At 72.3% G+C, this 26880-nt stretch carries 25 protein-coding genes; 7 read left to right on the forward strand and 18 right to left on the reverse strand.

The features are described from left to right. The first annotated feature begins 101 nt into the window (after positions 1-101). Both R4Z62_RS11795 and glxA read left to right on the forward strand, forming a co-directional pair. On the forward strand, positions 102-2003 hold the full coding sequence (locus R4Z62_RS11795) for a glycosyltransferase family 2 protein (protein WP_491519787.1): 1902 nt from the start codon (positions 102-104) through the stop codon (positions 2001-2003). Then, on the forward strand, positions 2000-3934 hold the full coding sequence (glxA, locus tag R4Z62_RS11800; RefSeq protein WP_491519788.1) for a radical copper oxidase GlxA: 1935 nt from the start codon (positions 2000-2002) through the stop codon (positions 3932-3934). Before R4Z62_RS11795 ends, glxA begins: the two co-directional genes overlap by 4 nt. 23 nt (positions 3935-3957) lie before the next feature. On the opposite strand, the gene R4Z62_RS11805 is transcribed toward glxA, so the two are convergent. The 12 genes from R4Z62_RS11805 to R4Z62_RS11860 all read right to left on the reverse strand — a co-directional run bounded on the left by R4Z62_RS11805 (position 3958) and on the right by R4Z62_RS11860 (position 14786). Beyond that, positions 3958-4980 carry a glycoside hydrolase family 6 protein gene (locus tag R4Z62_RS11805; RefSeq protein WP_382846654.1) on the reverse strand — a complete coding sequence of 341 codons (1023 nt, stop codon included), beginning with the start codon at positions 4978-4980 and terminating at the stop codon, positions 3958-3960. A gap of 108 nt (positions 4981-5088) precedes the next feature. Further along, positions 5089-5325 (reverse strand): hypothetical protein, encoded by a 237-nt coding sequence (locus tag R4Z62_RS11810; protein WP_064533319.1) that lies wholly within the window; start codon positions 5323-5325, stop codon positions 5089-5091. Between the two features lie 27 nt (positions 5326-5352). Continuing rightward, entirely contained in the window at positions 5353-5715 is a 363-nt protein-coding gene (locus R4Z62_RS11815; RefSeq protein WP_382846656.1) for a hypothetical protein, read from the reverse strand. A 157-nt stretch (positions 5716-5872) separates the two neighbouring features. Beyond that, a complete protein-coding gene (locus R4Z62_RS11820; protein WP_018565629.1) occupies positions 5873-6652 on the reverse strand; it encodes an HAD-IIA family hydrolase in 780 nt (259 codons plus the stop codon). A gap of 74 nt (positions 6653-6726) precedes the next feature. Then, positions 6727-7782, reverse strand: coding sequence for a 2-aminoethylphosphonate ABC transporter substrate-binding protein (locus R4Z62_RS11825; protein ID WP_491519789.1), 1056 nt, complete (start codon positions 7780-7782; stop codon positions 6727-6729). 84 nt (positions 7783-7866) lie between these two features. Continuing rightward, a complete protein-coding gene (locus R4Z62_RS11830; protein ID WP_382846658.1) occupies positions 7867-8664 on the reverse strand; it encodes an ABC transporter permease in 798 nt (265 codons plus the stop codon). Next, positions 8651-9571 carry a 2-aminoethylphosphonate ABC transporter permease subunit gene (locus tag R4Z62_RS11835; RefSeq protein ID WP_491519790.1) on the reverse strand — a complete coding sequence of 307 codons (921 nt, stop codon included), beginning with the start codon at positions 9569-9571 and terminating at the stop codon, positions 8651-8653. The genes R4Z62_RS11830 and R4Z62_RS11835 overlap by 14 nt, the downstream gene beginning before the upstream one ends. Beyond that, positions 9561-10613 carry an ABC transporter ATP-binding protein gene (locus tag R4Z62_RS11840; protein ID WP_064533323.1) on the reverse strand — a complete coding sequence of 351 codons (1053 nt, stop codon included), beginning with the start codon at positions 10611-10613 and terminating at the stop codon, positions 9561-9563. Before R4Z62_RS11840 ends, R4Z62_RS11835 begins: the two co-directional genes overlap by 11 nt. Before the next feature lies 1 nt (position 10614). Then, positions 10615-11400, reverse strand: coding sequence for a phosphonatase-like hydrolase (locus R4Z62_RS11845; RefSeq protein ID WP_491519791.1), 786 nt, complete (start codon positions 11398-11400; stop codon positions 10615-10617). An 8-nt stretch (positions 11401-11408) separates the two neighbouring features. Further along, a complete protein-coding gene (locus tag R4Z62_RS11850; protein WP_355477011.1) occupies positions 11409-12533 on the reverse strand; it encodes a TIGR03364 family FAD-dependent oxidoreductase in 1125 nt (374 codons plus the stop codon). A gap of 143 nt (positions 12534-12676) precedes the next feature. Then, positions 12677-13432 carry a GntR family transcriptional regulator gene (locus tag R4Z62_RS11855; protein ID WP_491519792.1) on the reverse strand — a complete coding sequence of 252 codons (756 nt, stop codon included), beginning with the start codon at positions 13430-13432 and terminating at the stop codon, positions 12677-12679. A 166-nt stretch (positions 13433-13598) separates the two neighbouring features. Further along, positions 13599-14786 carry an ROK family transcriptional regulator gene (locus R4Z62_RS11860; RefSeq protein WP_491519793.1) on the reverse strand — a complete coding sequence of 396 codons (1188 nt, stop codon included), beginning with the start codon at positions 14784-14786 and terminating at the stop codon, positions 13599-13601. A gap of 110 nt (positions 14787-14896) precedes the next feature. Between R4Z62_RS11860 and R4Z62_RS11865 the strand changes: the two genes are divergently transcribed. The 3 genes from R4Z62_RS11865 (at position 14897) to R4Z62_RS11875 (ending at position 17740) form a co-directional block, all read left to right on the forward strand. Continuing rightward, positions 14897-16012, forward strand: a complete 1116-nt coding sequence (locus tag R4Z62_RS11865; RefSeq protein ID WP_491519794.1) for a Gfo/Idh/MocA family oxidoreductase — start codon at positions 14897-14899, stop codon at positions 16010-16012. 125 nt (positions 16013-16137) lie between these two features. Then, positions 16138-16590 carry a heme-degrading domain-containing protein gene (locus R4Z62_RS11870; RefSeq protein ID WP_064537438.1) on the forward strand — a complete coding sequence of 151 codons (453 nt, stop codon included), beginning with the start codon at positions 16138-16140 and terminating at the stop codon, positions 16588-16590. Positions 16591-16843: 253 nt separating this feature from the next. Then, positions 16844-17740 (forward strand): LLM class F420-dependent oxidoreductase, encoded by an 897-nt coding sequence (locus R4Z62_RS11875; RefSeq protein ID WP_064533328.1) that lies wholly within the window; start codon positions 16844-16846, stop codon positions 17738-17740. 154 nt (positions 17741-17894) lie between these two features. On the opposite strand, the gene R4Z62_RS11880 is transcribed toward R4Z62_RS11875, so the two are convergent. From R4Z62_RS11880 to R4Z62_RS11890, 3 genes are all read right to left on the reverse strand, one after another. Then, a complete protein-coding gene (locus tag R4Z62_RS11880) occupies positions 17895-18752 on the reverse strand; it encodes a fumarylacetoacetate hydrolase family protein (protein ID WP_355477017.1) in 858 nt (285 codons plus the stop codon). Positions 18753-18913: 161 nt separating this feature from the next. Next, complete coding sequence (gene yidC, locus R4Z62_RS11885) at positions 18914-19711, reverse strand: membrane protein insertase YidC (protein WP_491519795.1); 798 nt, start codon at positions 19709-19711, stop codon at positions 18914-18916. A gap of 168 nt (positions 19712-19879) precedes the next feature. After that, positions 19880-20194: a DUF6412 domain-containing protein gene (locus R4Z62_RS11890; protein ID WP_237305346.1), complete on the reverse strand. Its 315-nt coding sequence runs from the start codon at positions 20192-20194 to the stop codon at positions 19880-19882. A gap of 123 nt (positions 20195-20317) precedes the next feature. Here R4Z62_RS11890 and R4Z62_RS11895 point away from each other — a divergent pair, with 123 nt between their 5' ends. Further along, positions 20318-21445 (forward strand): SEC-C domain-containing protein, encoded by a 1128-nt coding sequence (locus tag R4Z62_RS11895; protein WP_491519796.1) that lies wholly within the window; start codon positions 20318-20320, stop codon positions 21443-21445. Positions 21446-21896: 451 nt separating this feature from the next. Continuing rightward, positions 21897-23204, forward strand: coding sequence for a DNA cytosine methyltransferase (locus R4Z62_RS11900; protein WP_355477023.1), 1308 nt, complete (start codon positions 21897-21899; stop codon positions 23202-23204). Here R4Z62_RS11900 and R4Z62_RS11905 read toward each other — a convergent pair. Genes R4Z62_RS11905 through R4Z62_RS11915 form a run of 3 tightly spaced genes read right to left on the reverse strand, consistent with a single transcriptional unit; the run spans position 23130 to position 26877 of the window. Then, the gene (locus tag R4Z62_RS11905) at positions 23130-23597 is read right to left on the reverse strand and encodes a very short patch repair endonuclease (protein ID WP_355477025.1); all 468 of its coding nucleotides are present in this window, start codon (positions 23595-23597) and stop codon (positions 23130-23132) included. The genes R4Z62_RS11900 and R4Z62_RS11905 overlap by 75 nt on opposite strands. 44 nt (positions 23598-23641) lie before the next feature. Then, the gene (locus R4Z62_RS11910) at positions 23642-25459 is read right to left on the reverse strand and encodes a DEAD/DEAH box helicase (RefSeq protein ID WP_491519797.1); all 1818 of its coding nucleotides are present in this window, start codon (positions 25457-25459) and stop codon (positions 23642-23644) included. Further along, the gene (locus R4Z62_RS11915) at positions 25456-26877 is read right to left on the reverse strand and encodes a hypothetical protein (RefSeq protein ID WP_491519798.1); all 1422 of its coding nucleotides are present in this window, start codon (positions 26875-26877) and stop codon (positions 25456-25458) included. Before R4Z62_RS11915 ends, R4Z62_RS11910 begins: the two co-directional genes overlap by 4 nt. Between the last annotated feature and the right edge of the window lie 3 nt (positions 26878-26880).

The raw sequence follows: 26880 nt of genomic DNA on the forward strand, positions 1-26880 counted from the left end.
AGGCGCGGATTCCGCGCGTCGAGTGGGGTCGGGCCGGGCAGCCATGCAACCGGTACGAAACGGGATCGACACGCGCCGGACCGCGCGTGGGGGGATGAGTCATGACATCGACGCCGCCGCCGGGCGCCCGGCACCGCAGCGGCAGCACCACCGGGGCGTTCCGCACGATCAGGAGCACCCTGCCCAGATACGACTACGAGCACCACAGCCGGCTGGCCGGACCGCTCACCCGGCCCGACCCGGACCGCCCCTACCGGGTGCGCCACCGCTCCCTGCTGGCCCAGGAGCCGCACCGGGTCCGGGTCACGCTGATGCTGGTGGCCGCGCCGCTGCTCTCCCTGGTCCTGCTGGCCTGGCTGATGCAGCCCGCCCACTGGACCGAGCGCGACCATCCGGCCCACTCCTGGCTGCCGTTCCTGGACGCGGTGATGCTGGTCTCGATCGGCCTGATCGAGCTCTTCCGCTGTGTGAACGTGCTGTCCAACGCGCACGCCACCCTGGTCGCCCGCGACCCCGTCCCGGTGGTGCCGGAGAGCGGCACCCGGGTCGCCTTCCTCACCACGTTCGTGCCCGGCAAGGAGCCGCTGGAGCTGGCCGCCAGGACGCTGCGGGCCGCCGTCCGGCTGCGGCACCGGGGCGTCATGCACGTATGGCTGCTCGACGAGGGCGACGACCCCGGGGCGAAGGCGCTCTGCGCGCGCCTGGGCGTGCACCACTTCTCCCGCCGGGGCGTCGAGCGCTGGAACCGCCCCAGCGGCCCCCACCGGGCCAGGACCAAGCACGGCAACTACAACGCCTGGCTCCAGGCGCACGGCGGCGCCTACGACGTCCTCGCCTCCGTCGACACCGACCATGTGCCGCTGCCCAACTACCTGGAGCGGATGCTCGGTTACTTCCGCGACCCGGACGTCGGCTTCGTCGTCGGACCGCAGGTCTACGGCAACTACGACACCTTCGTCACCAAGGCCGCCGAGTCGCAGCAGTTCCTCTTCCACGCGCTGATCCAGCGCGCCGGGAACCGCTACGGCGCCCCCATGTTCGTCGGCACCTGCAACGCCGTGCGGATCAGTGCCCTGAAGCAGATCGGCGGGCTGCACGACTCGATCACCGAGGACATGGCGACCGGCTTCGAGATGCACCGCGCCAAGAACCCCGCGACCGGCCGCCGGTGGAAGTCCGTGTACACCCCGGACGTGCTCGCGGTCGGCGAGGGCCCCGCCTCCTGGACGGACTTCTTCTCCCAGCAACTGCGCTGGTCCCGGGGGACGTACGAGACGATCCTCACGCAGTACTGGAAGGGCTTCGGCTCGCTGCCGCCGGGCCGCCTCCTCAACTACACGATGCTGGTCGCCTTCTATCCGCTGTCCGCGCTCAACTGGATCCTGGCCGCGCTGAGCTGCGCGCTCTTCCTGGGCCTCGGCGCCTCGGGCGTGAACATCGACCCCGTGGTCTGGCTGATGCTGTACGGGAACGCGTCCGCGCTCCAGATCGGCCTCTACGTCTGGAACCGCCGGCACAACGTCTCCCCGCACGAACCCGAGGGCTCCGGCGGGGTGGCCGGCATGGTGATGTCGGCGCTGTCCGCGCCGGTGTACGCCCGCGCGCTGCTGGACGCGGTGCTGCGCCGCCCCAGCCGGTTCGTGGTGACGCCCAAGGGCGCGGCGCACAGCCCGGACACGCTGTTCGGCACGTTCCGTGTGCACTGGTTCTTCGTGCTGGTCTTCGGCGGCTCGATCGCGGCCGGGATCGTCCGCGGGCACTCCCACCCGGCCATGCTCACCTGGGCCGGGCTCGCCCTGCTGATCACCCTCTCCCCCGTCGCCGTCCGGCTCTGCTCGCCGCGGCGGCCAGGGACCGGACCCGGGCGGGAGGCGCACCCGGCAAACCCGGCAAACCCGGCGCACCCGACGCACTCGGCGCACACGGCGCACCCGGTGCCGTCGGCGCGGGACGCCGCACCCCGGGCGTACGCCGGGCACGGGACGGGAGGGCGTGAGGCATGAGGGACCGGGCCGGTCTGCGCCGGGCCCGCCGGGTCGGGCTCGGCGCCGTGGTGGTGCTCGCCCTGGCCGGGATGAACGGGCCGTGGCTCTACCGCTTCGGCGCGCAGCGCTACCACCAGTACAAGATCGACGAGCCGGGATACAAGGCGTCCCACGGCCACTGGGCCATCGTGGAGTTCCCGAAGGAGTACCGGCAGGACACCATCCACGCGGTGCTCCTGCACACCGGGAAGGTGCTGCTGGTCGCGGGCTCGGGCAACAACCAGGCGAACTTCGACGCCAGGCGGTTCGACTCCCGGCTGTGGGACCCGGTGAAGGGCACCGTCAAGAAGGTGCCCACACCGACCGACCTGTTCTGCACGGGCCACACCCAGCTCGCGGACGGCAGCATCCTGATCGCGGGCGGCACCAAGCGCTACGAGAAGTTGAAGGGCGACGTCACCAAGGCCGGCGGTCTGATGATCGTCCACAACGAGAACCCGGACAAGCCGGTCACCCTGCCCGCGGGCACCCGCTTCACCGGCAAGGCCAACGGCCGGACGTTCGTCTCCAAGGACCCGGTGCTCGTCCCGCGCGCGAGGAAGAACTTCGACCGGACCGGGAGGTTCCGCGGCAACACCCCGGGACTCGGCCGGATCTACGTCGAGGCCGAGCACCGCGGCACCCGCTACGAGACCGGCACCCAGGACAACTACCGCGTCCAGGGCCTGACCGGCGCCGACGCCCGCAACACCTACGGCATCGCGCAGAAGCTCGCCCTGGACAAGAAGGACTTCCAGGGAATCCGGGACACCTTCGAGTTCGACCCGGTCGCCGAGAAGTACGTCAAGGCTGACCCGATGCACGAGGCCCGCTGGTACCCGACGCTCACCACCCTCGGCGACGGGAAGGTGCTCGGCGTCTCCGGTCTGGACGACATCGGCCAGCTGGTCCCCGGCAAGAACGAGCTCTTCGACCCGGCGACCCGGACGTGGGCGTACACACCGAAGGCCCGTCAGTTCCCGACCTACCCGGCGCTGTTCCTGATGCAGGACGGCAGGCTCTTCTACTCCGGGTCCAACGCGGGCTACGGGCCCGCTGACGTGGGCCGCGCCCCGGGCGTGTGGGACGTGGACAGCAACCGGTTCACCCCGCTGCCCGGACTGAGCGACCCGGACCTGATGGAGACGTCCGGCACGGTGCTGCTGCCGCCCGCCCAGGACGAGCGGTACCTGGTCATCGGCGGCGGGGGCGTCGGGGAGTCCGCGCGCTCCAGCCGCAGGACCCGGCTGATCGACCTGAAGGCGGCGCACCCGCGCTTCACCGACGGCCCCTCGCTGGACCGGGGCACCCGCTACCCGCAGGCGTCGGTCCTGCCCGACGACACCGTGCTGGTCTCCGGCGGCTCCGAGGACTACCGGGGGCGCGGCGCTTCCGACATCCTCCAGGCCCGGCTGTACGACCCGCGCACCGGCGCCTTCCGCCGGGTCGCCGATCCGCTGGTGGGCCGCGACTACCACTCCGGTTCGCTGCTGCTGCCGGACGGCCGGGTGATGTTCTTCGGCTCCGACCCGCTCTACGGCGACAAGGCCGGCACCAGGCCGGGCACCTTCGAGCAGCGCATCGAGATCTACACCCCGCCCTACCTGTACCGGGGCGCGCGGCCCGCCCTGTCCGGCGGCCCGGGGACCGTGGCGCGCGGCGCCCCGGCCACCTTCGTCTCGCGGGACGCCGCGACGATCAGGAAGGCCCGGCTGATCCGGCCGAGCGCCTCCACGCACGTCACGGACGTGGACCAGCGCTCGATCGCGCTGGACTTCACGGTGTCGGGCGACCGGGTCACCGTACGGGTGCCGGAGAACCGGAACCTGGTGCAGCCGGGCTGGTACATGCTGTTCGTGGACGACGCCCGCGGCACGCCCAGTGTCGCCCGGTGGGTGCGGGTCCGGTGAGCCGCGCACCCGGCCCCGGGCGCCTACCGGGCCGCTCCCGCCAGCGCGAGGGCGTACTCCTCCCACCAGTCGCCCGCCTTCGGGCCGCCCTTGCAGGTGCCGTCGGACTCGCCGGGGCGCTTGACCCAGAGGTAGGCGTCGGCGAGCGGGTCGGCGGTCCGTGTCGTGGGCGGCTCGCCGAGGGCCCGGCCCGGCGGGTTGCACCAGCGTTCGCCGGGGTCGCCGTCCGTGGCGGGGCCGTTGCCGTTGCGGCTGGTGTCGACGACGAAGTGCTTGCCGCCGGTCAGCGCGGAGAGCTGTCGGCCGTAGGCGAGCGACCGGCCGGTGGAGTAGAAGTTGGCGACGTTGACGGCGAAGCCGTCCGCCTGTTCGATGCCCGCCCGCCGCAGCGGCTCGTGGATCTGGCCGGGCCGGCCCCAGCCGGGGTTGCCCGCGTCCAGGTAGACCTCGGTGCGCCCGAGGGACTTGAGGGTGGCGACGGCCCCGGCGAGCAGGTCGTAGCGCTCCTCCTGGAACTCGGCCGGGGTGCAGCCGTCCACCAGGTGCGGCACGGCGTCCGGCTCCAGCACCACCGTGGCGGCGCGGCCGCCGATGCCGCGGGCCACCGCGGCGATCCAGGCCCGGTAGGCGTCGCCGTCGGCGGCGCCGCCGCGCGAGTAGCGGCCGCAGTCGCGGTGCGGGATGTCGTACAGGACGAGCAGCGCGGTGCGGCCCGCCCGGTCGGCGGCCTCGGTGAAGCCGCGCGCCTCCCGCTCGGGGTTCTCCGGTCCGATCCACTGGCCGGTGGGCTGCTCGGCGATCCTGCGGAGCAGCGCGGCCTCGTCCGTGCGCCCGGCCCGGACCAGACCTGCGAGGCGGCGGGCCGCCGTGCTGTCCGGGTTCACCCAGTACGGGTCACCGGCCGCCCCGGGCCGCTGGGTGACCGCCGCGCCCGCCCCGTCGTCCCCGCCCGGGGACGCCGAGGAGCACCCGGCCGCCAGCAGCGCCGCCCCCAGCACCACCGCCGCCGCGCGGACGCGCCCGCGGGCCCCCTTGTGGCCGTGCATACGACTCCCCCTCGTCCCCCTCGTCCCCCTCGTCCCCGCCGGCGCATTCGGCCCTTCAGCCGCATACGGCGCATTCGCCGCGTTCCATGCTGCCAGGCGACGGCGGTCTCACGGGCCGGTTCGGGTGAGGTACGCCGAGACGGCGGGGCCGGGCAGCTCGGCGCGCCGGTCCGGGTGGTCCTGGGCGGGCCGGCCGACCGCGGCCATGTCCCCGGTCGTCGGCACGGCCGGTGACCGCTGTACGTCGGCCGAGGCGCCCCACTGCCACAGCGCGAGCAGCAGCGCCACCCAGAGCACCGCGGCGAGGAGGCGGCCGGCGCCGCGGAAGCGTTCGGTGTACGACATCGTGATCCCGTCCTTCAGTGCTCGCCTTCAGTGCTCGGTGCGCCGCCGGCCGCGCCCGCTCGCGCCGTCTCCGGCGCGGGCGGCGCGGGCCCGGGGCAGGAGGACGACGGCGGCCGCGGCGGCGCCCGCGAGGACCAGCCCGGTCACCGCGTGCGCCGTGCCGGGCAGGGGTGCGACGGCGTGTGCGGCGGGGGTGGCCCGCGCCGGGGAGGGCTCCGGGTGCGCCGCCCGTGCGGGCGCGGCGGCGGGCGCGGCCGCCGCTGACGGCGCCGCGGGGCTGCCGCCGGCCCCGGCGGTGCCGTCGCCGGTGCCGGAGGCGGGGCCCAGGGCCGGTGCGAAGGCGCCGGCCACCAGCAGTCCTGTACAGAGTGTCAGGCGCAGTGAACCCATCGTGAGACCTCCGGGTACCAGGAGACTCCACGGCAGGGGCGTCCGCATCCGCAACGGGCCGGTGCTGCTCCGAACGGGTGAGCACATGGTGCAGCGCCCGCCCGGATGCCGGGCGGGCGCTGGACCGGAAGGCGGGGTGCCGCCGCTGGGCCCGCGCTCAGATCTGCTCCACGAGGTCGGCGATGGAGGCGACGACCTCGGAGGGGCGGAACGGGTAGCGGTCGACGTCGTCGGGCTGGGTCACGCCGGACAGCACCAGGAAGGTGCGCATCCCGGCCTCCAGACCGGCGAGCACATCGGTGTCCATCCGGTCCCCGATCATGGCGGAGGTCTCCGAGTGGGCGCCGATCGCGTTCAGCCCGGCCCGCATCATCAGCGGGTTGGGCTTGCCGACGAAGTACGGCTTCTTGCCGGTCGCCGCGGTGATCAGCGCGGCGACCGAGCCGGTGGCGGGCAGGTCGCCCTCCACCGACGGTCCGACGTTGTCGGGGTTGGTGGCGATGAACCGGGCCCCGTCGTTGATCAGGCGCACGGCCTTGGTCAGCGCCTCGAAGGAGTACGTACGGGTCTCGCCGAGGATCACGAAGTCGGGCTCGTGGTCGGTGAGGATGTACCCGACGTCGTGCAGCGCGGTGGTCAGACCGGCCTCGCCGATGACGTAGGCGCTGCCGCCGGGCCGCTGGTCGTCCAGGAACTGCGCGGTGGCCAGGGCCGAGGTCCAGATGTTGTCCACCGGTACGTCCAGTCCCATCCGGCGCAGCCTGGCGTGCAGGTCGCGCTGGGTGTAGATGGAGTTGTTGGTGAGCACCAGGAACGGACGGCCCGAGTCGCGCAGCTTCTTCAGGAAGGCGTCGGCGCCGGGGATCGGGACACCCTCGTGGATCAGTACACCGTCCATGTCGGTGAGCCACGATTCGATGGGCTTGCGGTCTGCCATGGGGTTCGGTCTCCTGCCGTACGCGGGCCTGCGTCGCCCCAGCCTAACCAGTGGCCCGATCTTGCCGGAACGGTTCAGCTCCCGGTGGCCGCCTTCCACGCGTCGACGTACGCGGTGAGGTTCTTGTCGATGTCCGCCCAGTCCGGCTGGAACACCTCGACGCCCGTCATCAGCTTGGCCAGCGCGGTGGCGTTGGCGTCGGTGGCCTTGACGTCCGTGCGCGAGCTGAAGCCGCCGCCGATCTCGCTGACCTGCTCCTGGGCCTGCCGGGCGAGCATGAAGTCGAGGAGCTTGCGGCCGTTGTCGGAGTGCGGGGCCTTGGTGACGAGCCCGGCGGCGTAGGGCAGCGCGAAGGTGGTGGGCCGGCCGCCATGCCGGGCCGGGAACCAGATGCCGAGGTTCGGCATGGTCTTGGACTGGGCGTAGTTCATCTGGACATCGCCGTTGGCGACGAGCAGTTCGCCCTTGTCCACCTTGGGGGCGAGCTTGCCGGTGGAGGCGGACGGGCCGACGTTGTTGGCCTGGAGCTTCTTCAGGTACTCCAGGGCCGCGTCCTTGCCGCCGAAGTCGTGCATGGCCTTGACCAGGACGGCGGTGCCGTCGCCCGCGACACCGGGCGTGGAGTACTGGAGCCGGTTCTTGAACTTCGCGTCCAGAAGCTGCTCCCAGGTGGTGGGCGCGGGCTTCAGCTCCTTCTTGTCGTAGACGAAGCCGAAGTAGTTGTTGACGACCGAGGTCCAGGTGCCGTCGGCGGCCTTGTCGGCGGCGGCCACCTGGTCGGCGCCCTTGGGGGTGTACTTCTGGAGCAGGCCCTTGCCGTCGGCCTGCTGGATGAACGGGGGCAGCGTGACCAGCACGTCGGCCTGCGGGTTGGCCTTCTCGCGGACGGCGCGCTGCACCATCTCGCCGGAGCCGCCCTCGACGTACTTGACCTTGATGCCGGTCTGCTTCTCGAAGTCCTTGAAGACGCGGTCGTACCAGCCGTCGCCGTTCTCGCCCTTGAGGCCGTCGGCGCTGTAGACGGTGACGGACTTGTCGTCGGCGGCGGCGGAGGAGCCGCCGCAGGCGGACAGCAGCGGGGTGGCGAGCACGGCGAGCGCGACGGCGAGCTTGAGGGTGTTCCTGGGCATGACGGGACGGACTCCTTGCGGGGGCGGAAGCCTGAGACGTGGGACGGGAGGGACCAGCGGGGTGGGGCGCGGGGGGGGGTTGGGTCAGCGGTAGGTCGCCCGGGTGCGGACGCGGGAGACGGCCAGCAGGGCGAGCAGGGTGACCGCCATCAGCACCACGGCGACGGCGGAGCCGGTGAACAGGGAGCCCCGGTCGGTGGCGGCGAAGATCAGCACCGGCAGCGGGGTCCAGTCGGGCGGGTAGAGCATCATCGTGGCGCTCAGCTCGCCCATGGACAGGGCGAAGCAGAGCCCGGCGGCGGCCGTGAGCGAGGGCAGCAGCAGCGGCAGCCGCACCCGCCACAGGACGTGGGAGGGGCGGGCGCCGAGCGAGGCGGCGGCCTGCTCGTAGGCCGGGTCGAGGCGGACGATCGCCGCCGACACGGACTGGTGGGCGAAGGCGGTGACCAGCACGGTGTGCGCGAGGATCACGATCCAGCTGGTGCCGTTGAGCAGCATCGGCGGCTTGGAGAAGGCCACCAGGACCGACAGGCCGACCACCACCGACGGCACGGCGACCGGCAGCACGAACAGCGCGTCCAGCACCCGGCGGTGGCTCTTCCTGAGCGCCGCTCCGGCCAGCGCGGCCCAGGTGCCCACGGCCAGCGCGAGCAGGCTCGCGGTGACGGCGGTGACCAGGCTGGTGGTCAGCGCCTGGAGGGCGTCGCCGCGGGTGGCGGTGCGGTAGTTGCCGGTGGTCAGGCCCGAGGGCAGCACACCGGACCAGTGGGTGGCGAAGGAGGCGCCGAGGACGACGAGGAGGGGCAGGGCGAACAGGGGCAGGAAGAGGACGAGGAACACCGCCCACACGGCCCAGCGGCCCTTGCGGCTATGCACCAGCACGGCGGCTCACCACCCGGTAGAGGCCGTAGAGGCCCACGGAGATCAGGACGTTGACGACGGCGACCACGCAGGCGCCCGGGTAGTCGGACTCCAGGATCGCCTTGCTGTAGACGAGCATCGGCAGGGTGGTGACGCCCTTGGCGCCGGTGAACAGGACGATGCCGAACTCGTTGAGGCACAGCACGAGCACCAGGCTCCCGCCGGCCCCGAGCGCGGGCAGCGCCTCGGGCAGGATCACCTGCCGGACGATGCGCGGGGCGCGGGCGCCCAGCGAGCCGGCCGCCTCCAGCTGCGCGGTGTCCAGCTGGGTGAACGCGGCGAGCAGCGGGCGCATCACGAACGGCGTGAAGTAGGTGATCTCCGCGAGCAGCACGCCCCAGGGCGTGGTCAGGAACTCGAAGGGCCCGTCGGCGGAGCCGGTGACCTGGGTCCACAGCCCGTTGGCCAGTCCGGTGCGCCCGTAGACGAACAGCAGCGCCAGGGTGATCAGGAAGGACGGGAAGGAGAGGAAGACGTCGATGAACTTCGCCACGCCCTTCGCGCCGGGGAACGGCACGAAGGCGATGACCAGCGCGAGCACGAAGCCCAGCACCAGGCATCCCGCCGTCGAGGCGAGCGCGAGCCACACGGTGGTCCACAGCGCCTCGCGGAAGGCGTCCGAGGCGAACACGTCGGCGTACGGCTGCACCGAGGTGCCGCCCGCGTCCGGCTGGAAGGACTGCCGCACGACCAGGGCGAGCGGGTAGAGGAAGAAGACGGCGAGCAGTACGACCGGGGGCAGCGCCCACAGCAGGCGCCGGGCCGTGCGGGACGCGGCGGGGGCGCGCACCGCGGCGGGGGGCGCCGGGGCGGCGCTGGGGCCCGCCGCGCGGGCGGGCGCCGGGGTGGTCAGCGGCTCAGTGCTCATCGCCGCTCACCCCCGCGGCCAGCAGCACCGCGTCCTCGGCGGCGAAGTGCAGGCTGACCTCGGCGCCGTGCGCGGGCGGCTCGCGCAGCTCGGGCAGGTCGGCCATCACCGGGTGGCCGTCGACGTCGACGTAGAGCCGGTGGGTGGAGCCGCGCCACTGGATCTCGCTGACGGTGCCGGTGAGCCGGTTGGGTCCGTCGCCGAGCCCGACCAGGTGCGGGCGTACGCACAGGGTGGCCCGCGCGCCGGCCGCCGCGCCCGCCGTGTCGACCGTCAGCTCGGCGGCGCCGAGGGCGGCGCCGCCGGGGGTCACGGTGACCGGCAGCAGGTTGGCGTTGCCGACGAAGGACGCCGTGAAGGCGTCGGCCGGGGCCCGGTACAGCTCCTGCGGTGTCCCGCAGGCCCGCAGCCGGGCCTTGTCCATGACCGCGATCCGGTCGGCCAGGGTCAGCGCCTCGATCTGGTCGTGGGTGACGTACAGGATGGACACGTCGGGCAGTTCGCGGTGCAGGCGCGCGAGTTCGGCGAGCATGCCCGAGCGCAGCCGGGCGTCCAGCGCGGACAGCGGTTCGTCCAGCAGCAGCACCGCGGGCCGGATGGCGAGCGCGCGGGCGATGGCCACGCGCTGCTGCTGGCCGCCGGAGAGCTCCCGGGGGTAGCGGCGCGCGTAGGCGGCCATGCCGGTCATCTCCAGGGCCTCGCCCACCCGGGCGCGGATCTCGGACCGGGCCGTCTTGCGGGCCTTCAGGCCGAAGGCCACGTTGTCCTCGACCCGCAGGTGCGGGAAGAGGGCGTACTGCTGGACGACCATGCCGATGCCCCGGCGGTGGGGAGGCAGGTCCGTCACGTCCCGCTCCCCGAGAAGCACCCGTCCCGACACGGGCCGCACGAACCCGGCGACCGCCCGCAGCGCGGTGGTCTTGCCGGAACCGGACGGTCCGAGGAGCGCCATCACCTCGCCGGGCGCGACGGTGAGGTCGAGCGAGTCGAGGACGACGTTGCCGTCGTAGGCGACCGTGACGGAGTCGAAGCGGATGCTCATCTCACCGGGCTCCCTCGAGCAGGGCGGGCAGGTCGGCGACGGACGGGAGGACATGGGTGGCGCCGGCGGCGCGCAGGTCGGGCTCGCGGTGCGCCCCGGTCAGCACGCCGGCGACGAGCCCGGCACCGGCGCGGACGCCGCTGAGCATGTCGTAGGAGGTGTCCCCGACGACGGCCACCTGGTCCAGGGAGTCGGCCGCCCCGGTCCGCAGGAACGCCTCCAGCACCATGTCCGGGTACGGGCGTCCGCGCCCGCCCGCGTCGGCGGGGCACAGGGTGAGCGCGACCAGGTCGCGCCAGCCGAGCGCGTCGAGGATGGCGTCCTGGGTGACACGTGCGAACCCCGTGGACAGGACGACGGTGCGGCCGTTCGCCCGGATCGCCTCGATGGCCTCGCGGGCGCCGGGCACGGGCTCGATCAGCCCGTCGTCGACGAGTTCGCCGTACGCCTTCTCGAAGGCGGCGTTGGCCCGCTGGGCGGCCTCCTCGGTGCCGAACAGGTGCCGGAAGACGGAGATCTTCGACTCGCCCATGGTGGCGCGGACGTAGGCGAGCTGCTCGGTGTGCTCGGCGGAGCCGGGCTCGACGCCCAGTTCGGCGGCGGCCGCGGCGAAGGCGCGCTCGACCAGGCCGCCGTCGGCGACGGTGGTCCCGGCCATGTCGAGGACGACCAGCCGGATGCCGGCGGGGCCGGCCTGCGTGGAGGCGTCGGTGGTGGCGGCCGTGGAAGCGTCGGTGGTGGCGGGGGCGGAGGCGTCGGTGGTGGCGGGGGTGGGTGTCTCGGTCATGGGTTCTGTCACCAGCCCAGTTCGTTCGCGGTGCGTTCGGCTATCGCCGGGGAGCAGGTCATGCCGCGTCCGCCGGGTCCGGTGACCAGCCAGACGCCCTCGCGGACCTGCTGGCGGTGGACGACCCTGCTGGTGTCGGTGCACTGCGCGTACACCCCGGCCCAGCGGCGGCGGATCTTCGGCAGCGGGCGGCCCAGCAGCGACTCGACGACGGCCGTCAGGTGCTCGTAGGGGTCCTCGACGGTGTCGAAGGCGAAGGGGTGTTCGTACTCGTGGGTGTCGCCGATGGTCAGTCCGCCGTCGGCGCGCTGCACCATGAGCAACTGCATCCGGTGCGCTGCGGCCGTCTCGGTCTGGGCCTGGCCCGCGTTGAGCGCGTCCAGGGCCGGGGAGGCGTACGCCGGGTAGTAGCGGAAGCTGTCGGCGTCCGCGACCGAGGTGGGCAGCGGCTCGCCCAGCGGGTCGGTCTGCATCATCTGGAGCCGCACGCGGCGCACGGGCAGGCCGGGTCCGGCCAGCTCGCGCACGAGTCCGCCGAGCCAGGCGCCGGTGGCGAGCACCACCACGTCGGCGGTGTGCACGTCGCCGTGGTCGTCGCGGACGGCGCCCGCGCCGACGACCTCGCGCACCTCGCGGCCCGGCAGGAAGGTGTACCCCGGCCGCTTGAGCAGTTCCGCCCGCAGGGCGAGCTGGGCGGTGCGCGGCTCGACGGCCGCGTCCCGCTCGCAGAAGAGGGCGGCGTCGAAGTCCCCGCGCAGCGCGGGGTTGAGGGCGCGGGCCTCGCCCGGGGTGAGCAGTTCGCGACCGCGTACGGCGGCGTCCGGGGCAGCGGCGGCGGCCTCGGCCACGGCCAGCTCCAGGGCGCCGCGTACGGGGGTGAGGGAGCCGTTGGCGCGGAAGCCCAGCGCGGGCACCCGGCCGCCGATCTCCTCCCACAGCTCCCGGGCGCGCAGCGCGGTCTCCAGCTCCTCACCACTGGCGCGCCCGCTCACCCAGATCTGCCCGAAGTTGCGCAGCGAGGCGCCGCGGGCCTCGGCCTCGCGCTCGATCTGCACGACCTCGTGGCCGCGTTCCACTGCTTGCCAGGCGTGCATGGTTCCCACCACGCCGGCTCCGACGACTGTCACTTTCACGACGGCAACGTTCCTCTCGAACAACGAACCGGAAGAGTCCTGCTGACAACGAGAGCCTGAACGAGGCGCCAAAAATGGGCTAGACCCGTTACCTTTTCGTTATTCGAAGAGGGCGTGAAAGGCGCCACGGTTCGCGGGGGCGGTCAGCCGTCCAGCCGGGCGGTGAAGGAGAACCGGTCCCCCCGGTACAGGCTCCGCACCCGCTCCAGCGCCCCGCCCGCCGCGTCCCGCGAGACACGGTGGATCAGCAGCATGGGCAGCGCGGGCGGGGTGCCGATGAGCAGCGCCTCGCGCGGGGTGGCGAGCACGGTCTCGATGCGCTCGACGGCGTCGCCGCAGGACAGGCCCAGGGTCTGGAGGTAGCCGTAGAAGGACGAGTCCGGGTCGAAGTCGGCGTCCAGGCGCGGCACGCGCGCCACGGCCACATAGGTGCTCTCCAGGCCGACCCGCTCGTCGTCCGCGAGCAGGATCCGCTCCAGGTGCCAGACCGGCTCGCCCCGGGTGAGTCCGGTCTCGGCGGCCAGCGCGTCGGGGCACGGGAAGCGGTCGAGACCGACGAGCGTACGCCCCGGCGTACGGCCCTGGCGGCGCACGCCCTCGGTGTAGCTGGCCAGCGACAACGGCTGCTCCAGCTTGGGGCCCGCGACGACCGTCCCGCGGCCCCGGCGCCTGAGTTTGCCCTCCAGGAGCAGTTCGCGCAGCGCCTGGCGCACGGTCTCGCGGGCGACGCCGTACTCCTCGGACAGATCGCGTTCGGTGGGGATCGCGCCGCCCTCGCCCAGTTCGCCGATGAGGCGGTCGATCCGCGCCTTCACCGCGTAGTACTTGGGGATCCGGCCGTGCTCCGGGATGCCGGAGCGGACCGGCGCGCCGGGGGCCTGGTCGTTCGGGTAGTCCACCGGGGAATGTTCGCAGACCCGGACGCGTGCTCGGCGCCGCCGCCGGATCCGGGGTGGCTCAAAGTCGCCTCCGGGGGCGATGGGGGTGGGGGCGCTCCCGCCGGGGGGCCGCCCCCCGCCGGGGGGGGTAACTCCCGCCGGGGGGTAACTCCCGCCGCCTCCCCGCCTATCCGTCCCCTCGCCCGAACAGCGGCGCCAGCAGCAGCTGGGCCGCGCCCTCCGCGACCCCGCGCGCTCCGGTCGGCGCCCGGCGGACCGGGACCGCGCCCACCGGCAGCCCGTTGCGCCGGACGCGCGCGGCGACCACCGCGCCCACCCCGGCCTCGAACGCCTCCGGGTCCGCCGCGACCGTACGCCCGCCGAGCAGCACCAGGTCGATGTCCAGGAGCCCCACGAGGTTGGCGGCGCCCGCGCCCAGCACACGCGCCGCCTCCGCCGTGTCCCCGCGCGCGACCGCCGCCAGGCACAGCGCCTCGACGCACCCCCGGTCCCCGCACTCGCACGGCGGCCCGTCCAGTTGGATCACCTGGTGCCCGAACTCGCCCGCGCCGGTGCGCGCGCCCCGGTGCACGCTCCCGCCGACGACCAGCCCGGCCCCCAGCCCCGTACCGAGGTGCAGATAGGCGAAGGAGCCGCCGCGCCCCTCGCCCGCGACCGCGAGCCCGAGCGCCGCCGCGTTGGTGTCCTTGTCCACGACGACCGGCACCCCGAGCCGCCGCTCCAGCGCGTCCCGCAGCGGGAAGCCGTCCCAGCCGGGGAAGCCGGTGACGCGGTGCAGCACCCCGCTTTCATGGTCGAGCGGACCGGGCAGCGCCACCCCGGCCCCGAGCAGCGAGGCGGCGGCCGCCTCCCGGGGACTCACCCCGGACGCCTCCGCCACCAGCGCCTCGGTCTGCTCCGCCACCGCCGCCACGACGGCACCCGCCTCCGCCCCCAGGTCCAGCGGCCGGCGGCGCTCGCCGGTCACGGTGCCGTCCAGGTCCACCAGGACGGCCCGCACCTCGTCCCGCTCGACGTGCACGCCCACCGCGCGGCCCGCCTCCGGGACCAGCCGCAGCACCGTGCGCGGCTTGCCCCCGGTGGAGGCCCGGCGCCCCGCCTCGGCCGCCAGCCCGCGGTCCCGCAGCCGCGCCGTGATCTTGCTGACCGCCTGCGGGGTGAGGCCGGTCCGCTCGGCCAGTTCGAGCCTGCTGATCCCGGCAGCGCCCGCCCGGCGCAGCAGGTCGAGCACGAGCGCGGTGTTGTGGCTGCGCAGCGCGAGCAGGTTCGCGCCCGAGCCCGCACCGCCCACATCCGCCTCCCCGCCCGCGCGGGTGCGCGCGCCCGCACCGGAGCCGCGTACCGTCCCGGCCATCTCCACCCTCGTCGCTCCCCGTCCGTCCGCCCGCCGCCGCCCGTGCGGCGCCGCCCCCTCATTCTCCCCCGCGCTTGCACTTAGGCAACAGCGTTGCGAAAGTAGGAGCCATGACTAGCACCCCCCTCCGCGACCTCCGTGTGGGACTCGTCGGTTACGGCCTCGCCGGTTCCGTCTTCCACGCCCCGCTGATCGCCGCCACCGAGGGCCTGACCCTCGACACGGTCGTCACCTCGAACGAGGAGCGGCAGGCGCAGGCCCGCGCGGAGTTCCCCGACGTCCGCCTCGCGGCCGGCCCCGACGACCTGTTCGCCCGCGCCGGCGAACTGGACCTGATCGTCGTCGCCTCCCCGAACAGGACCCACGTCCCGCTCGCCACCCGGGCGCTGGAGTCGGGCCTGCCGGTGGTCGTGGACAAGCCGGTCGCCGCCACCGCCGCCGAGGCACGCGCTCTCGCCGCCCTCGCCGAGGAGCGCGGCCTGCTGCTCTCCGTCTTCCAGAACCGCCGCTGGGACAACGACTTCCTGACCCTGCGCGACCTGGTCGAACGCGGCGGACTCGGCGACGTCTGGCGCTTCGAGTCCCGCTTCGAGCGCTGGCGTCCGCAGCCCAAGGGCGGCTGGCGCGAGTCCGGCGACCCCGCAGAGATCGGAGGTCTGCTCTACGACCTCGGGAGCCATGTCGTCGACCAGGCCCTGGTCCTCTTCGGCCCGGTCACCCAGGTGTACGCCGAGTCGGTGGTCCGGCGCGCGGGCGCCGAGGCGGACGACGACACGTTCCTCGCGCTGACGCACACCGGCGGGGTCCGCTCCCACCTCTACGTCTCCTCCACGGCCGCTCAACTGGGCCCGCGCTTCCGCGTCCTGGGCTCGCGGGCCGGTTACGTCAAGTACGGCCTCGATCCGCAGGAGGCGGCGCTGCGGGCGGGCGCGCGCCCCGGAAGCGGGACGGGACCGGAGCGGGGGGCGGGCCCCGGGCCGGTCGGCTGGGGCGTCGAGGAGGAGTCGCTGTGGGGCCGTCTCGGCGCGGGAGAGTCCCCGGTGACCGGCGGCGGCAGCCCCGTACCGACGCGGCCCGGCGACTACCCGGCGTACTACGCGGCCGTGGCCGCCGCGCTGCGCGAGGGCGCCCCGAACCCGGTGACCGCGCACGAGGCCGCCGCCGCGCTGGACGTCCTGGAGGCGGCCCGCCGCTCGGCCCGCGACGGCGTGACGGTGCGGCTGTGACGAACGGACGCGCCGAGAGGACGACAACGGCGACGACGAAGGCGACGGCCGGGGGGCCGGAGCCGGCCGGGGCGAGCGAGAAGACGGCGGGCGGGAAGACGGCGAGCAAGGAGACGGCGAGCGAGCTGATCGGGGAGCTGGAGGCGCAGGAACGTCGGCTGGTCCTCCCCCGGTTCACCCACGAGGACGCCTGGGAGCTCGGCTCGCTCCTGGTCGCTCTGGCGCGGGAGCGGCGGGCCCCGGTCGCCGTCGACATCCACCGCGCCGGACAGCAGCTGTTCCACGCGGCGCTGCCCGGCTCCACCCCCGACAACGACGCCTGGATCGCCCGCAAACGCCGGGTGGTGGAGCGCTACGGCTGCGCCTCCTACCTGGTCGGTGCCCGGTTCCGGGCCAAGGGGACGACCTTCGAGGACTCCTCCCGCCTGGACCCCGGCACCTACGCGGCTCACGGCGGCTCCTTCCCGATCGCCGTGGAGGGCGCCGGTGTGATCGGCGCGGTGACGGTGTCGGGCCTGCCGCAGGCCGAGGACCACCGGCTCGTGGTGGAGGCGCTGGAGGCGTACCTGGAGCGGTAGCCGGGCCGGTGCCGTACAGACGGAGGGGCGCCGGAGGGGCCGTACGGGCCGAAGGGGTCAGAGGGGCCCGAGGGACCGGAAGGACCGGAAGGACCGGAAGGACCGGAGAGCGGACCCGCCGGGAACCGGGGAATGAGCGGGGCGGCCGGGCCGGTTGGGGTTGGCTGTACGCGAAATGGTCATGCGGGGCAGCGGTGATGCGTGGACGCGGTCACGCGTGACGGACGGAAACCGCCGGAAGGATCGGAACCGAATGAGCGACACGGCAGCCCCACGGGACACCACCGCCCCGCTGAAGGAGGCGGTCGGACGCTACGGCGTCTGGAGCGTCGGCCTCCGCTCGGAGAAGGCGGACCGGCGCGGCGCCATCGCCGAGGCCGCCGCCGAACTGGAGGAGCTGGGCTACGGCACCGCGTGGCTCGGCGGCAGCAGCGCCCCCGCCAACGCCGCGCCCCTGCTCGGCGCGACCCGGACACTCACCGTCGGCACCAGCATCCAGAGCATCTGGCAGCACGACGCCGGATCGAGCGCGGCCGGCTTCGCCGAGCTGGACGCGGCCCACCCCGGCCGCTTCGTGCTGGGCCTCGGGGTGAGCCACGCCAAGCTCGCCGAGCAGTACCGCCGCCCGTACTCGGCGCTGGTCGCCTACCTGGACGAGCTGGACGCCGCCGGGGTGCCCGCCGGGCGCCGGGTCCTGGCCGCGCTCGGCCCCAGGACCCTCGAACTGTCCCGGGACCGGGCCGCGGGCGCGATCCCGTACCTGGTCACCACCGAGCACACCGCGCAGGCCCGCGAGATCCTGGGCGAGGGCCCGCTGCTCGCCCCCGAGCTGAAGGTCGTGCTGGACGAGGACCCCGAGCGGGCCCGCGCCACCGCCCGCGGCTATCTGGCGATGTACCTCCAGCTCCCCAACTACACCAACAACTTCCTCCGGCTCGGTTTCACCGAGGACGACGTCAGGGACGGCGGCAGCGACCGCCTGATCGACGCGGTGTACGCCTGGGGCGACGAGGACCGGATCCGGGCCCGGGTGGAGGAGTTCCTGGCGGCGGGCGCCGACCACCTGGCCCTCCAGGTCGTCACCGGCACGACGGACCCGGACGAACTCCCCAGGGAGGAGTGGCGCCGGCTGGCCTCGCTTCTCGGCTAGAGCCCGCTGGAGAGGGGCGGGGGAACCGCGCGGCCGGCCTCGACGCGGGGAACCGCACGGCCGGCCCCCACGCCGGGAACCGCACGGCCGGCCCCCACGGCGCGGCACGCGAAAGCGCGCCGCGGTTCCCCGCCCCCGGTGAACGGCGGAGCGCCTAAGCGTCCTTCAGCTCCTGCCGCTGCCGCCCCAGCCCCTCGACCTCCAGCTCGACCACGTCGCCGGAGCGCAGATACGGCTTCGGCTCCGGCCGGCCGAGCGCCACCCCGGCGGGCGTACCGGTGTTGATGACGTCACCGGGGTAGAGGGTCATGAAGTGGCTGACGTAGCGCACCACTTCGGCGACCGGGAAGATCTGCTCGGCGGTCGTCCCGTCCTGCTTCAGCTCGCCGTTGACCCACAGCCTCAGGGAGAGGTTCTGCGGGTCGGGCACCTCGTCGGCGGTGACCAGCCAGGGTCCGAGCGGGTTGAACGTCTCGCAGTTCTTCCCCTTGTCCCAGGTGCCGCCGCGCTCGATCTGGAACTCCCGCTCGGAGACGTCGTGCGCCACCGCGTACCCGGCGACGTGCGCGAGGGCGTCCTCGTCGGTCTCCAGATAGCGGGCCGTACGGCCGATGACGACCGCCAGTTCCACCTCCCAGTCGGTCTTGGCGGAGCCGCGCGGCACCAGCACCGTGTCGTTCGGCCCGACGACCGTGTCTGCCGCCTTGAAGAAGACGACGGGCTCGGCGGGCGGCTCGGCGCCGGTCTCGCGGGCGTGGTCGTGGTAGTTCAGGCCGATGCACACCACCTTGCCGATCCGGGCCAGCGGCGGTCCGATCCGCAGGCCGTCCGCGTCCAGCGCGGGCAGCTGACCCGCGTCGGCGGCGGCCCGGATCCGGCCGAGTGCCGCCTCGTCGGCGAGCAGGGCGCCGTCGATGTCCGCGACGACGCCCGACAGGTCGCGCACGGTGCCCTCGGCGTCCAGCAGTGCGGGCCGCTCAGCCCCGGCCGTACCGACTCGCAGCAGCTTCATGTTCCCAACTCCCTCGATTCGCGGGAAGCCCGTCCGGTGGGACGGCGTCCGGGTGCGGCGGACACAGCCATCGGAGGACTGGTCGATCCTCCAAGGTCCGCGTCCACTCCGCAATACCCCGTTCACGTACTGGACCGTAGGGCCGCCGGGCGGGCGCGCGTTCAGCTCTGGAGCACGGCCCGCTCCACGGCGCTCCAGGCGGAGCTGGTCACCACGTACAGCGCGGCCGCCAGCGGTACGACGGCCACGGTGACGAGCGTCGCGAACGACAGAAACGGCATCACTTTGCCCACGGCCGCGAGCCCGGGGACCTGCGCCGCCTCGCCCGCACCGGCGGTCGTGGCCGCTGCCTCGGCCGCTGCCTCGGCCGCTGCCTGCGCCCGCCGGGCGCGCGTGAAGTTGAAGCCGGCGACGGCGGTCACGACCGCGAACAGCGCGACGTACACCAGCCCGGCCGCCCCGAAGACCCCGCCGTACGCGAGGGCGTCGCTCCACCGCCCGCCCAGCGGCGCGGCCAGCAGCCGGTGGCCGAGCAGGCCGTTGGCGTCCCCGCCGAGCGTCGAGCTGGAGAACAGGCGGTAGAGGACGAAGAAGGCGGGCATCTGGAGCAGCCCCGGCAGACAGCCGGACAGCGGCGACACCTTCTCCTCGGCGTGCAGCGCCAGTACGGCCTGCTGGAGGCGCTGCGGATCCCCGCGGTGCTTCCTGCGCAGTTCGGCCAGGCGCGGCTGGAGCGCGGCCCGCGCCCGCTGCCCGCGCGCGGCGGCCCGGGACAGCGGATGGACGAGCAGCCGTACGAGCAGGGTGACCAGGACGATCGCGGCGGCGGCAGCGGAGGCGTGGAACAGCGGCTGGATCAGGTCGGCGAGGCACTCGACCAGAGCGGCGGAGCCCGTGAGGACACCGGAGAAGAAGCCGGAGAAACCGGAGGAGACAGAGAAGGCAGAGAAGACGGACATGATGGAGGAGCCCTTCGGGGTCTCGTCGTGCCGGAAGCGGGACATGGCGGCATGACGACCCGCGGCGCAGGGTCACGGAGTGGACGCGGTGAACGCGGAACCCGGGGCCTCAGGCCCTGAGGCCGTCGGCAGATGCCGGGCGGCGGGTGGCGGGTCCGGAGATGTGCCCTACGCGGCGGCGGTCGCCGGAAGGGCCCGGCCGGGTGCGCGGGGCCGTCGCCGGCCCGCGGCGTCGGGATCGCGCTGCGGCAGGAAGGCCGTACGCCGGTCGCGGTCCCGGATCGCCGTACGCACCCGCGTGGGCGCCACGGCGGGCGCGCAGCGCGAGCCGAGCAGCGCGCACGCGACGAGCGCGGCACCGGCGGCGACGGTCGCGGCGAGGCTGCCCGAGTCGAGCAGCGACAGCTGGAGGACCAGGACGAGCAGCGACAGCAGCACGGGGACGAGCGGCGCACCGACCCGCTGGCGAACGCGACGGATCACAACCGGCCCCCCTCACCTGCCCTGGCTACGACTTCTCCTCCACGGTTATACAGGACCACCCGTCGGGGCGTCCGGCCCGCGGGTGCCTCACCTTCGTCACGGACCGGCAGTACGGTGTCCCCCATGCGCCCCGACACGCCCGCCGAAAACGCCGCGAACGCCAAAGCCGCCGTGAACGCAGAAGCCGCCGCGAACGTCGAGACCCCGGAACCCACCGGCCCCGCCGGCCGTGCGGGTGCCCCCGGCCCCACCGGCTGGACCGAGAACGCCGACCACACCGCCGAGGCGGCCCGTCTGGAGCGGGCCGCGGGCCTGTACCCGGAGGACGCCGAGGCCCTGCTGGTGCGCGCCGCCGCCCACCTGGAACTGGCCGGCGACCGCCCCGCGGCGACAACGCTCTACGACCGCCTGCTGGCCACCGCGGACGCCCTGGAGAACGCCACGCTGGTGCGCGCCCTGAAGGCGTCGAACCTGTGGGAGTACGGCCACGAGGCCGAGGCGAGGGCGATCATCGACGGCGTCCGCACCGCCGCCCCGCGGGACCCGGCCCCCTGGGTGATCGTCGCGGAGTCCCTGGAGTCGCACGACGAGCTGGAGGCGGCGCACGAGACGTTCACGGAGGCGGTGACGCTGCTGCTGACCGGCGTCGAGGAGCCCCCGTACGCGACCCGCCCCCTCCTCCTCGGCCGCCACCGCGTCCGCCGCATGCTCGGGGTCTCCCACGACTCCTGGGACGCCCTCGCCGACACCCTCCACTCCTCGTCCGTCTCCCTGGACGAGCTCCACGACCCCAAGCGGGTCTGGTCCCTCGGCTCGGAGAACCCGGCCGAGCTCCAGGCCGAACTGGTCCGCCTGCGCGCGGAGCTGGGCGCCTACCGCGAGGCCCTCTCCCGCCCCTTCCCGGTGGCGGTCCTGCACTGGCCGGCCCCGGAACTGGAGGAACTGGTCGCGGCGTACGCCGGCCTCGCGACGGAGTACCCCTCCCACAAGACCCACCTCGCGACGATAGAGCGCTCCCTGCGCGAACTGGCCGCCTCCGGCACCCCCAACCTCGGCATCGTCACCGGCACGGTCCCCTCCTACGAGGCCTTCGCCGCCTCCGAGGGCACCTCCCCCACCGACACCGCCCTCCTCCCCCAGTACGCGACGACCCTGGCGGCCCGGGGACGCGCGGTGGCGTGGCCCCCGCAGCAGACGGCGACCTGCTGGTGCGGCTCACAGCAGCCGTACGGCGAGTGCCACGGGCGCTGAGATCCGCTCCCTGCGGGCCGATGAGATGGGGTGCCGCCGGTCGCCTGCACATGCGAAGGCCTCGCCGGCGACGGGCGGTGCCGTCTCCCAAGGAAACACGGCCGCACGAGCATCGAGCAGACGCCCACTGCGGCCGACGCGCCTGCTCCTGCGCTCTGCCCCGGCCTGGCAGACCTGGACCACCCCCGGCCAGTACTCCCAGTGATCCCGCGCTGTCCCCGGCTCCGTGGAAATGGACGTCACGGACCGCGAACGCGGGTGGTCACAGAGAGTCGCTGGCTCCTCGCTCCGGCGGTCTCGCCTCACGGGTGATGCCTCAGTGACTCAGCAAAAGTGCGAGACTCTTGATGCCGAGAGGCTCGCACATGATCATCGCCTCTCCCCGGACGACCATCTTAGGAGTAGCGGCATGCCCCGCAGCGGCCAGACGCGACCGCGGTTCGCCTCGCCATTGACCTCGATCGAGATCTGCGCGGGCGCTGGGGGGCAAGCCGTCGGACTCCACAACGCCGGTTTTGATCACCGTGCCCTCGTTGAATGGGACTCACACGCGGTGGACACCTTGCGGGCCAACGTGGGGGGCTGGCCCGGCTGGGATCAGCGCAAGGCTGACGAGCTTCGCCCTATGGATGTCAAGGATTTCCTAGGGTCCGAGGTCAGGAAAAAGCTCGGCCTTAAGCCCGGAGACCTCGACTTGCTTGCGGGTGGCGTGCCATGTCCGCCGTTTTCCCTAGCCGGGCACCGGCTTGGCCCGGACGATGAGCGGGACCTCTTCCCTGCAGCACTCGACATCATCTCGACTCTCCTGCCGAAAGCAGTGATGATTGAGAATGTCAGAGGCATTCTTGAACCTCCAGAAGTCTTCATTGAGTACAGAAATTCAATCCTGGACACGCTGCGCGATCTCGGCTACCTAGTTCCTGACATTGACCCGCACCAGTCAGCAAGCACCCAAGACGTAGCCATGCGAAAAGTCTGGCGACGACTTGACGCGAAGCATTTTGGCGTGCCGCAACTACGGCCGCGCGCAATCCTGGTAGCCATTCACCGCTCCGCAGTAAGGCCGGGAAATGCAGGTTTCCAATGGCCGATCGGGATAAAGGGTGACGAAGTAACGGTTTTCAAGAAGCTTGAGAAAAGCATGCTTGCTCGCTGCAGGGCGTTCTGGGACGTGAACGCGGAAGGAAAGCCTCCCCGGCCCGGCGAGCCGACCGGGAGATCCGTTTTCGAAGAGTGGAAGAAGAACATCACGCGGGCTGCAGCAGCGGGCAAGACCGTTGCCCCGACACTCGTCGGCGGCTCCAGGAAGCACGGCGGAGCCGACCTGGGTCCCACCCGCGCCAAGCGTGCGTGGGCAGAACTGGGAATCGATGGAATGGGTATCGCCAACGACCCAGAAGGCTGCGATCCCGAACGCGATCTCTTCCGCCCCGCTGGTCCTATGCTCACCGTCGCTCAGGCAGCTTCCATCCAGGGTTTCCCAAAGGACTGGGCATTCCAGGGACGTAAGACGGCTCGTTACCGTCAGGTGGGGAATGCTTTCCCGCCACCGGTAGCCGAGGCCGTAGGACGTGCTATCGCCGCAGTTCTGCGTCCTGAATACAGTGACGCCCTCACCCGGGACTACGAGATGGAGCCAGCAGGATCGGGGCTGGTCGAGGACGTTCCGCAGCAACTGGAGATTTCAGTCGCCGCAAGTCACGCCTCCCGCACGCCGAGCCAAGACCGTCACGGCGATCTCGCTCGCACAGGCGTCTGACGGCTCGTGCTCCCAGAAGCGGAGCACGAGCCAGCCAGCTTCCCTCAGCCTCTCATTCGTATCCTGGTCTCTGCTGACATTGCGAACGACTTTTTCCGACCAGTAACCGGAATTGGTCTTCGGCGGAACATAATGCTCAGGGCAACCGTGCCAGTAGCACCCATCGATAAATACCGCGACCTTCGCCGAACGGAAGACCATGTCCGCTGTCCGGCGAAGATCAGGGAGTGGACGGGCAGCCACCCGGTACCGCAGCCCTGTGGCATGCACAAGCCGCCTGATCAGAATCTCCGGCTTCGTGTCACGGCTGCGGATCGCCTGCATGTTGCGGCGACGTGCTGCGGAGGAAGCCCAGGAACCTTCCGGGGCCTCCCATTCGGCTTCGGGGGACACACCGCAGAGCGTAGTACCGCTGGTCCCTCAAGCGCACGGCCGCCCTAGCGGCCTCCCATGTGGCTCAGCAGCGCCTCGATGTCACCCGGTGCCAGCCCAGCCGCCACCGAAGGCTCCTCTTCTAGATCGGCGAGCTGCTGCACGGTGGGGTCGTCCAGGATGCGTCCCATGAATTCCAGCTTCCGCTCCAGGCTCGCGGCCACAACCTCGTCAACGGAGTTCCGTACCGCCAGTACCGTCACCCGGGTCTCCGTTCCGGGGGCGAGACCGAGACGGTGGATCCGGTCCAGGCTCTGGAGGAACCGGCCCGCCATGAAGTCACGATCCACATAGACAGCGTCATGGCAGACGTGGTGCAGGCTGATCCCCTCCCCCAGAGTGGCCGGGTTCGAGATAAGCACCATGCACCCGGGGTCCTCCCTGAACCGGCGGATCTGCTCCTCGCGGTCAGGCGTACCGCCGTAAACGACAGCCGGACTGTACTTCTCCAGCATGTGCTCCAGCGTGGTGAGACTCCGGACGAACGTCGTCCAGACCAGCGTCTTCCGGCCCTGGGCGGCGTTCTCCGCGATGATCGCCACGGCTTCCTTGTACTTGGGCGAAAGCTCGTAGTCGGGCAGGTTCTGCATGAGCGAGTACAGCGAACCCCCTTCGGGGATCTCCATCGGCGGCAGCTGATACGCGAGTGGTTCGTAGCGGCTGCCTCCTTCAAGGAGAAGGGCGGGGCTCGTGGCGGCCATGAGAAGGCGGAGAGCCGTCTTCCCGAGGGAACTCAGGTCCTCGCGCGCCGCGCCGCTCCTCTCTCCGCCCACGATGGCCGTGTAGATCTCATCATGCAACGGTGGCATGTCAACGTACCGCAGGCCCAGATGCACGGGGGGCAAGCCGAGTTCATGCTTCGTCGTGCGGGTGAACAGCGGGCGGAGGACCGTGCTGGCGTGCGCGAGGTCTCCCCCGGCAACCGCCTGGACCACCGTGCGCTGGCCGTGGCCGGGCCAGACGAAGCCCAAGAGGTTCTCGAGGTCCCGTGAACCGTTCGGAGCCGGCGTGCCGGTCAGAATCAGCCGGCGTGCGGCCAGAGGCCCCAGTGCCATGCAGGCAGCCCCGTAGGTTCCCCGGGCACCCAGTTTCATCCGGTGCGCCTCGTCCAGGATGATCATGGAGGGAGCCGACTTCAGCCATCCAGCCAGCATGGAGAGTGACCGGTCGAGACGCTCGTAGTTCACCACGAGTACCTCAGCCCACTGGTCCAGCGACCCGTCCAGGACATTGATGCGCAGCGGATGGACAAGGCACTCCGCAGTCTCGTAACGCCATGACTCGTATGCCGACTTCGGGCACACAACCAGCAGACGGCGCACCCGGCCAGCCGCCTTCTGAGCGGCGTACACAGCGAGCGCGACCCGGGTCTTGCCGGCACCGGGCACACTGAAGTTGGCGCCGTGCTGAAGCGACAGGAGCTTCGCGATGTCCCTGCGCTGGAACTCGCTGAGTTCGCCCTTCCAGGAATCACCGAGAAGCAAAGGCACGTCATCGGACGCGACCTCGCCAGCGGTCTGCCGCCCAGCCAGCCGCTGTTGCACGGTGTGGGCATCCTGGACTACCCCGGACACCAGGTCCCGGAGGTCGACCGACCACTCCACACCAGCGGGATCCGACCAGCTGCCGAGCAGACCGAGGTCCGCGAGCAGCTCATCCAGGGAGACCGAAACGCTCAGCGGGCCAAGCTGGCCACCGGTACGAAAGCGGGCGGCCAGCTGTACGAGTTCCTGCTGGAACGATTCCGTGGTTCGCAGCACCACTCGGGTCCGGGTCTCGTCGAACCCGAGACGCAGCGACTTCTCACTGACGGAACTGCTCACTTAGAACCCTCCGCCGTGACCGCTTCCAGCAGCCAGCTCACACCGTCTCCGGGCTGCGGCAGCCCGCGGCCGGCCTGCTGTGCGAGCTTGAGCAGGCTGCCTCGCAGCTTGACCACAGCGTCATCGAACGCCTCCTCGTCCAGGCTGCGTGAGGTCCGCGCCTGTACCAGGTCGCTCACACACTGATCGATGCTCGCGCAGGCTTCCGCCAGCCGGGCCGGAGCAAGCTGCTTGCGCTTGCGCAGCCGGGCGCTGCGGCCCGCCGCCTCGATCGCCTCGTCGAACGCCTTCTTCGTGCTGTCCCAGGTGTCCTGCGCGGCAGCCTTCCGCTCATCACCAAGGTCTGCGGCTTCGTTCCTTACCACGGCTGCGGTGCGGAGGATCTCGTCGTTCATCACCCGGGCTGCCGTGACGGCGGAGGAGGCAGCGGGCACCTCCAAGCCCAGACCGGGGATGGACACCGACTGGGGCTGCGCGGCTGTCGTACCGCCCATGGGCAACTGCCGGTCAAGCCCCGCCTTCAGAAAGTCCTCGTTGATATGACGTACGTCGGTCTTGGAGAAGTCAAGCAGGATCGCGGCCAGGCGCAGCTCCTTCAGAACCTCGGCCTGGTCACGGTCCACCGTCTCCAGCTTCACGTACAGCCGGTGGAGCTCCTTGAGCCGCTCCTGCGCACCCTCCCAGTCCACCAAGCGCAGTCCGCTGCCGCCGCCGGTGCGGCTGCGCTCGTTCACCTCGCGGATCGTGCTGAGGATCCACCGCTCCTGGTGATAGGTGCGCACCTGAATCCGGAAGTCCTTCGCGATCTGCTCAGGTGTCCGGCCCAGCGCCGCCTGCTCCTCCATGGCGATGAGGCGGTTGATGTAGGAGTAGTCACGCCGGTGGTCCTTGCGAAGCTGCAGGGACAGCTCGACGGCGTTGATGTCAGCCCAGCTGAACGTTGCCGGCAGCACTCCGACACGCATCGACTGCGCGCCGAGTTCGCGAAGCGCGGCAGCCCGGGTGTTGCCGTTGACCAGCACCCCGTGCCGGGTCACCAGCCCGGGGTCGTTCTGCCCGAACTGGTGAAGGCTGTCCTTCAGGACATCGAAGTCCTTGTCCCGCACATTGGTGTTCTCAGGGTCCGCCTTGAGCAGGAACCCGAGGTAGTCCTGGCTCTCCGCGCACCAGGGGTCCTTGTCCAACGCATCGTCCCGCACGGCGTCGTGGCTGCGCTGGGCCCGGATCCGGTGAGTGCCGGGGTTGTAGAAGAGGCTGCTGAGCGGCAGGTCGATCACTTCGACGTGGGCCTGCTGCCCGCTCCAGTCGACAGTCACGGTTTCCCGGGTACCGCCGGCCGCCCTGACCTCCTCGACCTTCTTGCTGATCAGCTCGCTGAACTCGGCCGCCCGCGGCGGATCTGGAAACTCGCGCATCATAAG

It is taken from the genome of Streptomyces sp. PL-25 (assembly GCF_058344915.1).

Coding starts and splice junctions, on each gene's coding strand:
- R4Z62_RS11795 (WP_491519787.1), top strand. CDS start 102: ATGACATCGACGCCGCCGCCGGGCGCCCGGCACCGCAGCGGCAGCACC.
- glxA (WP_491519788.1), top strand. CDS start 2,000: ATGAGGGACCGGGCCGGTCTGCGCCGGGCCCGCCGGGTCGGGCTCGGC.
- R4Z62_RS11805 (WP_382846654.1), bottom strand. CDS start 4,980: ATGCACGGCCACAAGGGGGCCCGCGGGCGCGTCCGCGCGGCGGCGGTG.
- R4Z62_RS11810 (WP_064533319.1), bottom strand. CDS start 5,325: ATGTCGTACACCGAACGCTTCCGCGGCGCCGGCCGCCTCCTCGCCGCG.
- R4Z62_RS11815 (WP_382846656.1), bottom strand. CDS start 5,715: ATGGGTTCACTGCGCCTGACACTCTGTACAGGACTGCTGGTGGCCGGC.
- R4Z62_RS11820 (WP_018565629.1), bottom strand. CDS start 6,652: ATGGCAGACCGCAAGCCCATCGAATCGTGGCTCACCGACATGGACGGT.
- R4Z62_RS11825 (WP_491519789.1), bottom strand. CDS start 7,782: ATGCCCAGGAACACCCTCAAGCTCGCCGTCGCGCTCGCCGTGCTCGCC.
- R4Z62_RS11835 (WP_491519790.1), bottom strand. CDS start 9,571: ATGAGCACTGAGCCGCTGACCACCCCGGCGCCCGCCCGCGCGGCGGGC.
- R4Z62_RS11840 (WP_064533323.1), bottom strand. CDS start 10,613: ATGAGCATCCGCTTCGACTCCGTCACGGTCGCCTACGACGGCAACGTC.
- R4Z62_RS11845 (WP_491519791.1), bottom strand. CDS start 11,400: ATGACCGAGACACCCACCCCCGCCACCACCGACGCCTCCGCCCCCGCC.
- R4Z62_RS11860 (WP_491519793.1), bottom strand. CDS start 14,786: ATGGCCGGGACGGTACGCGGCTCCGGTGCGGGCGCGCGCACCCGCGCG.
- R4Z62_RS11865 (WP_491519794.1), top strand. CDS start 14,897: ATGACTAGCACCCCCCTCCGCGACCTCCGTGTGGGACTCGTCGGTTAC.
- R4Z62_RS11875 (WP_064533328.1), top strand. CDS start 16,844: ATGAGCGACACGGCAGCCCCACGGGACACCACCGCCCCGCTGAAGGAG.
- R4Z62_RS11880 (WP_355477017.1), bottom strand. CDS start 18,752: ATGAAGCTGCTGCGAGTCGGTACGGCCGGGGCTGAGCGGCCCGCACTG.
- yidC (WP_491519795.1), bottom strand. CDS start 19,711: ATGTCCGTCTTCTCTGCCTTCTCTGTCTCCTCCGGTTTCTCCGGCTTC.
- R4Z62_RS11895 (WP_491519796.1), top strand. CDS start 20,318: ATGCGCCCCGACACGCCCGCCGAAAACGCCGCGAACGCCAAAGCCGCC.
- R4Z62_RS11915 (WP_491519798.1), bottom strand. CDS start 26,877: ATGATGCGCGAGTTTCCAGATCCGCCGCGGGCGGCCGAGTTCAGCGAG.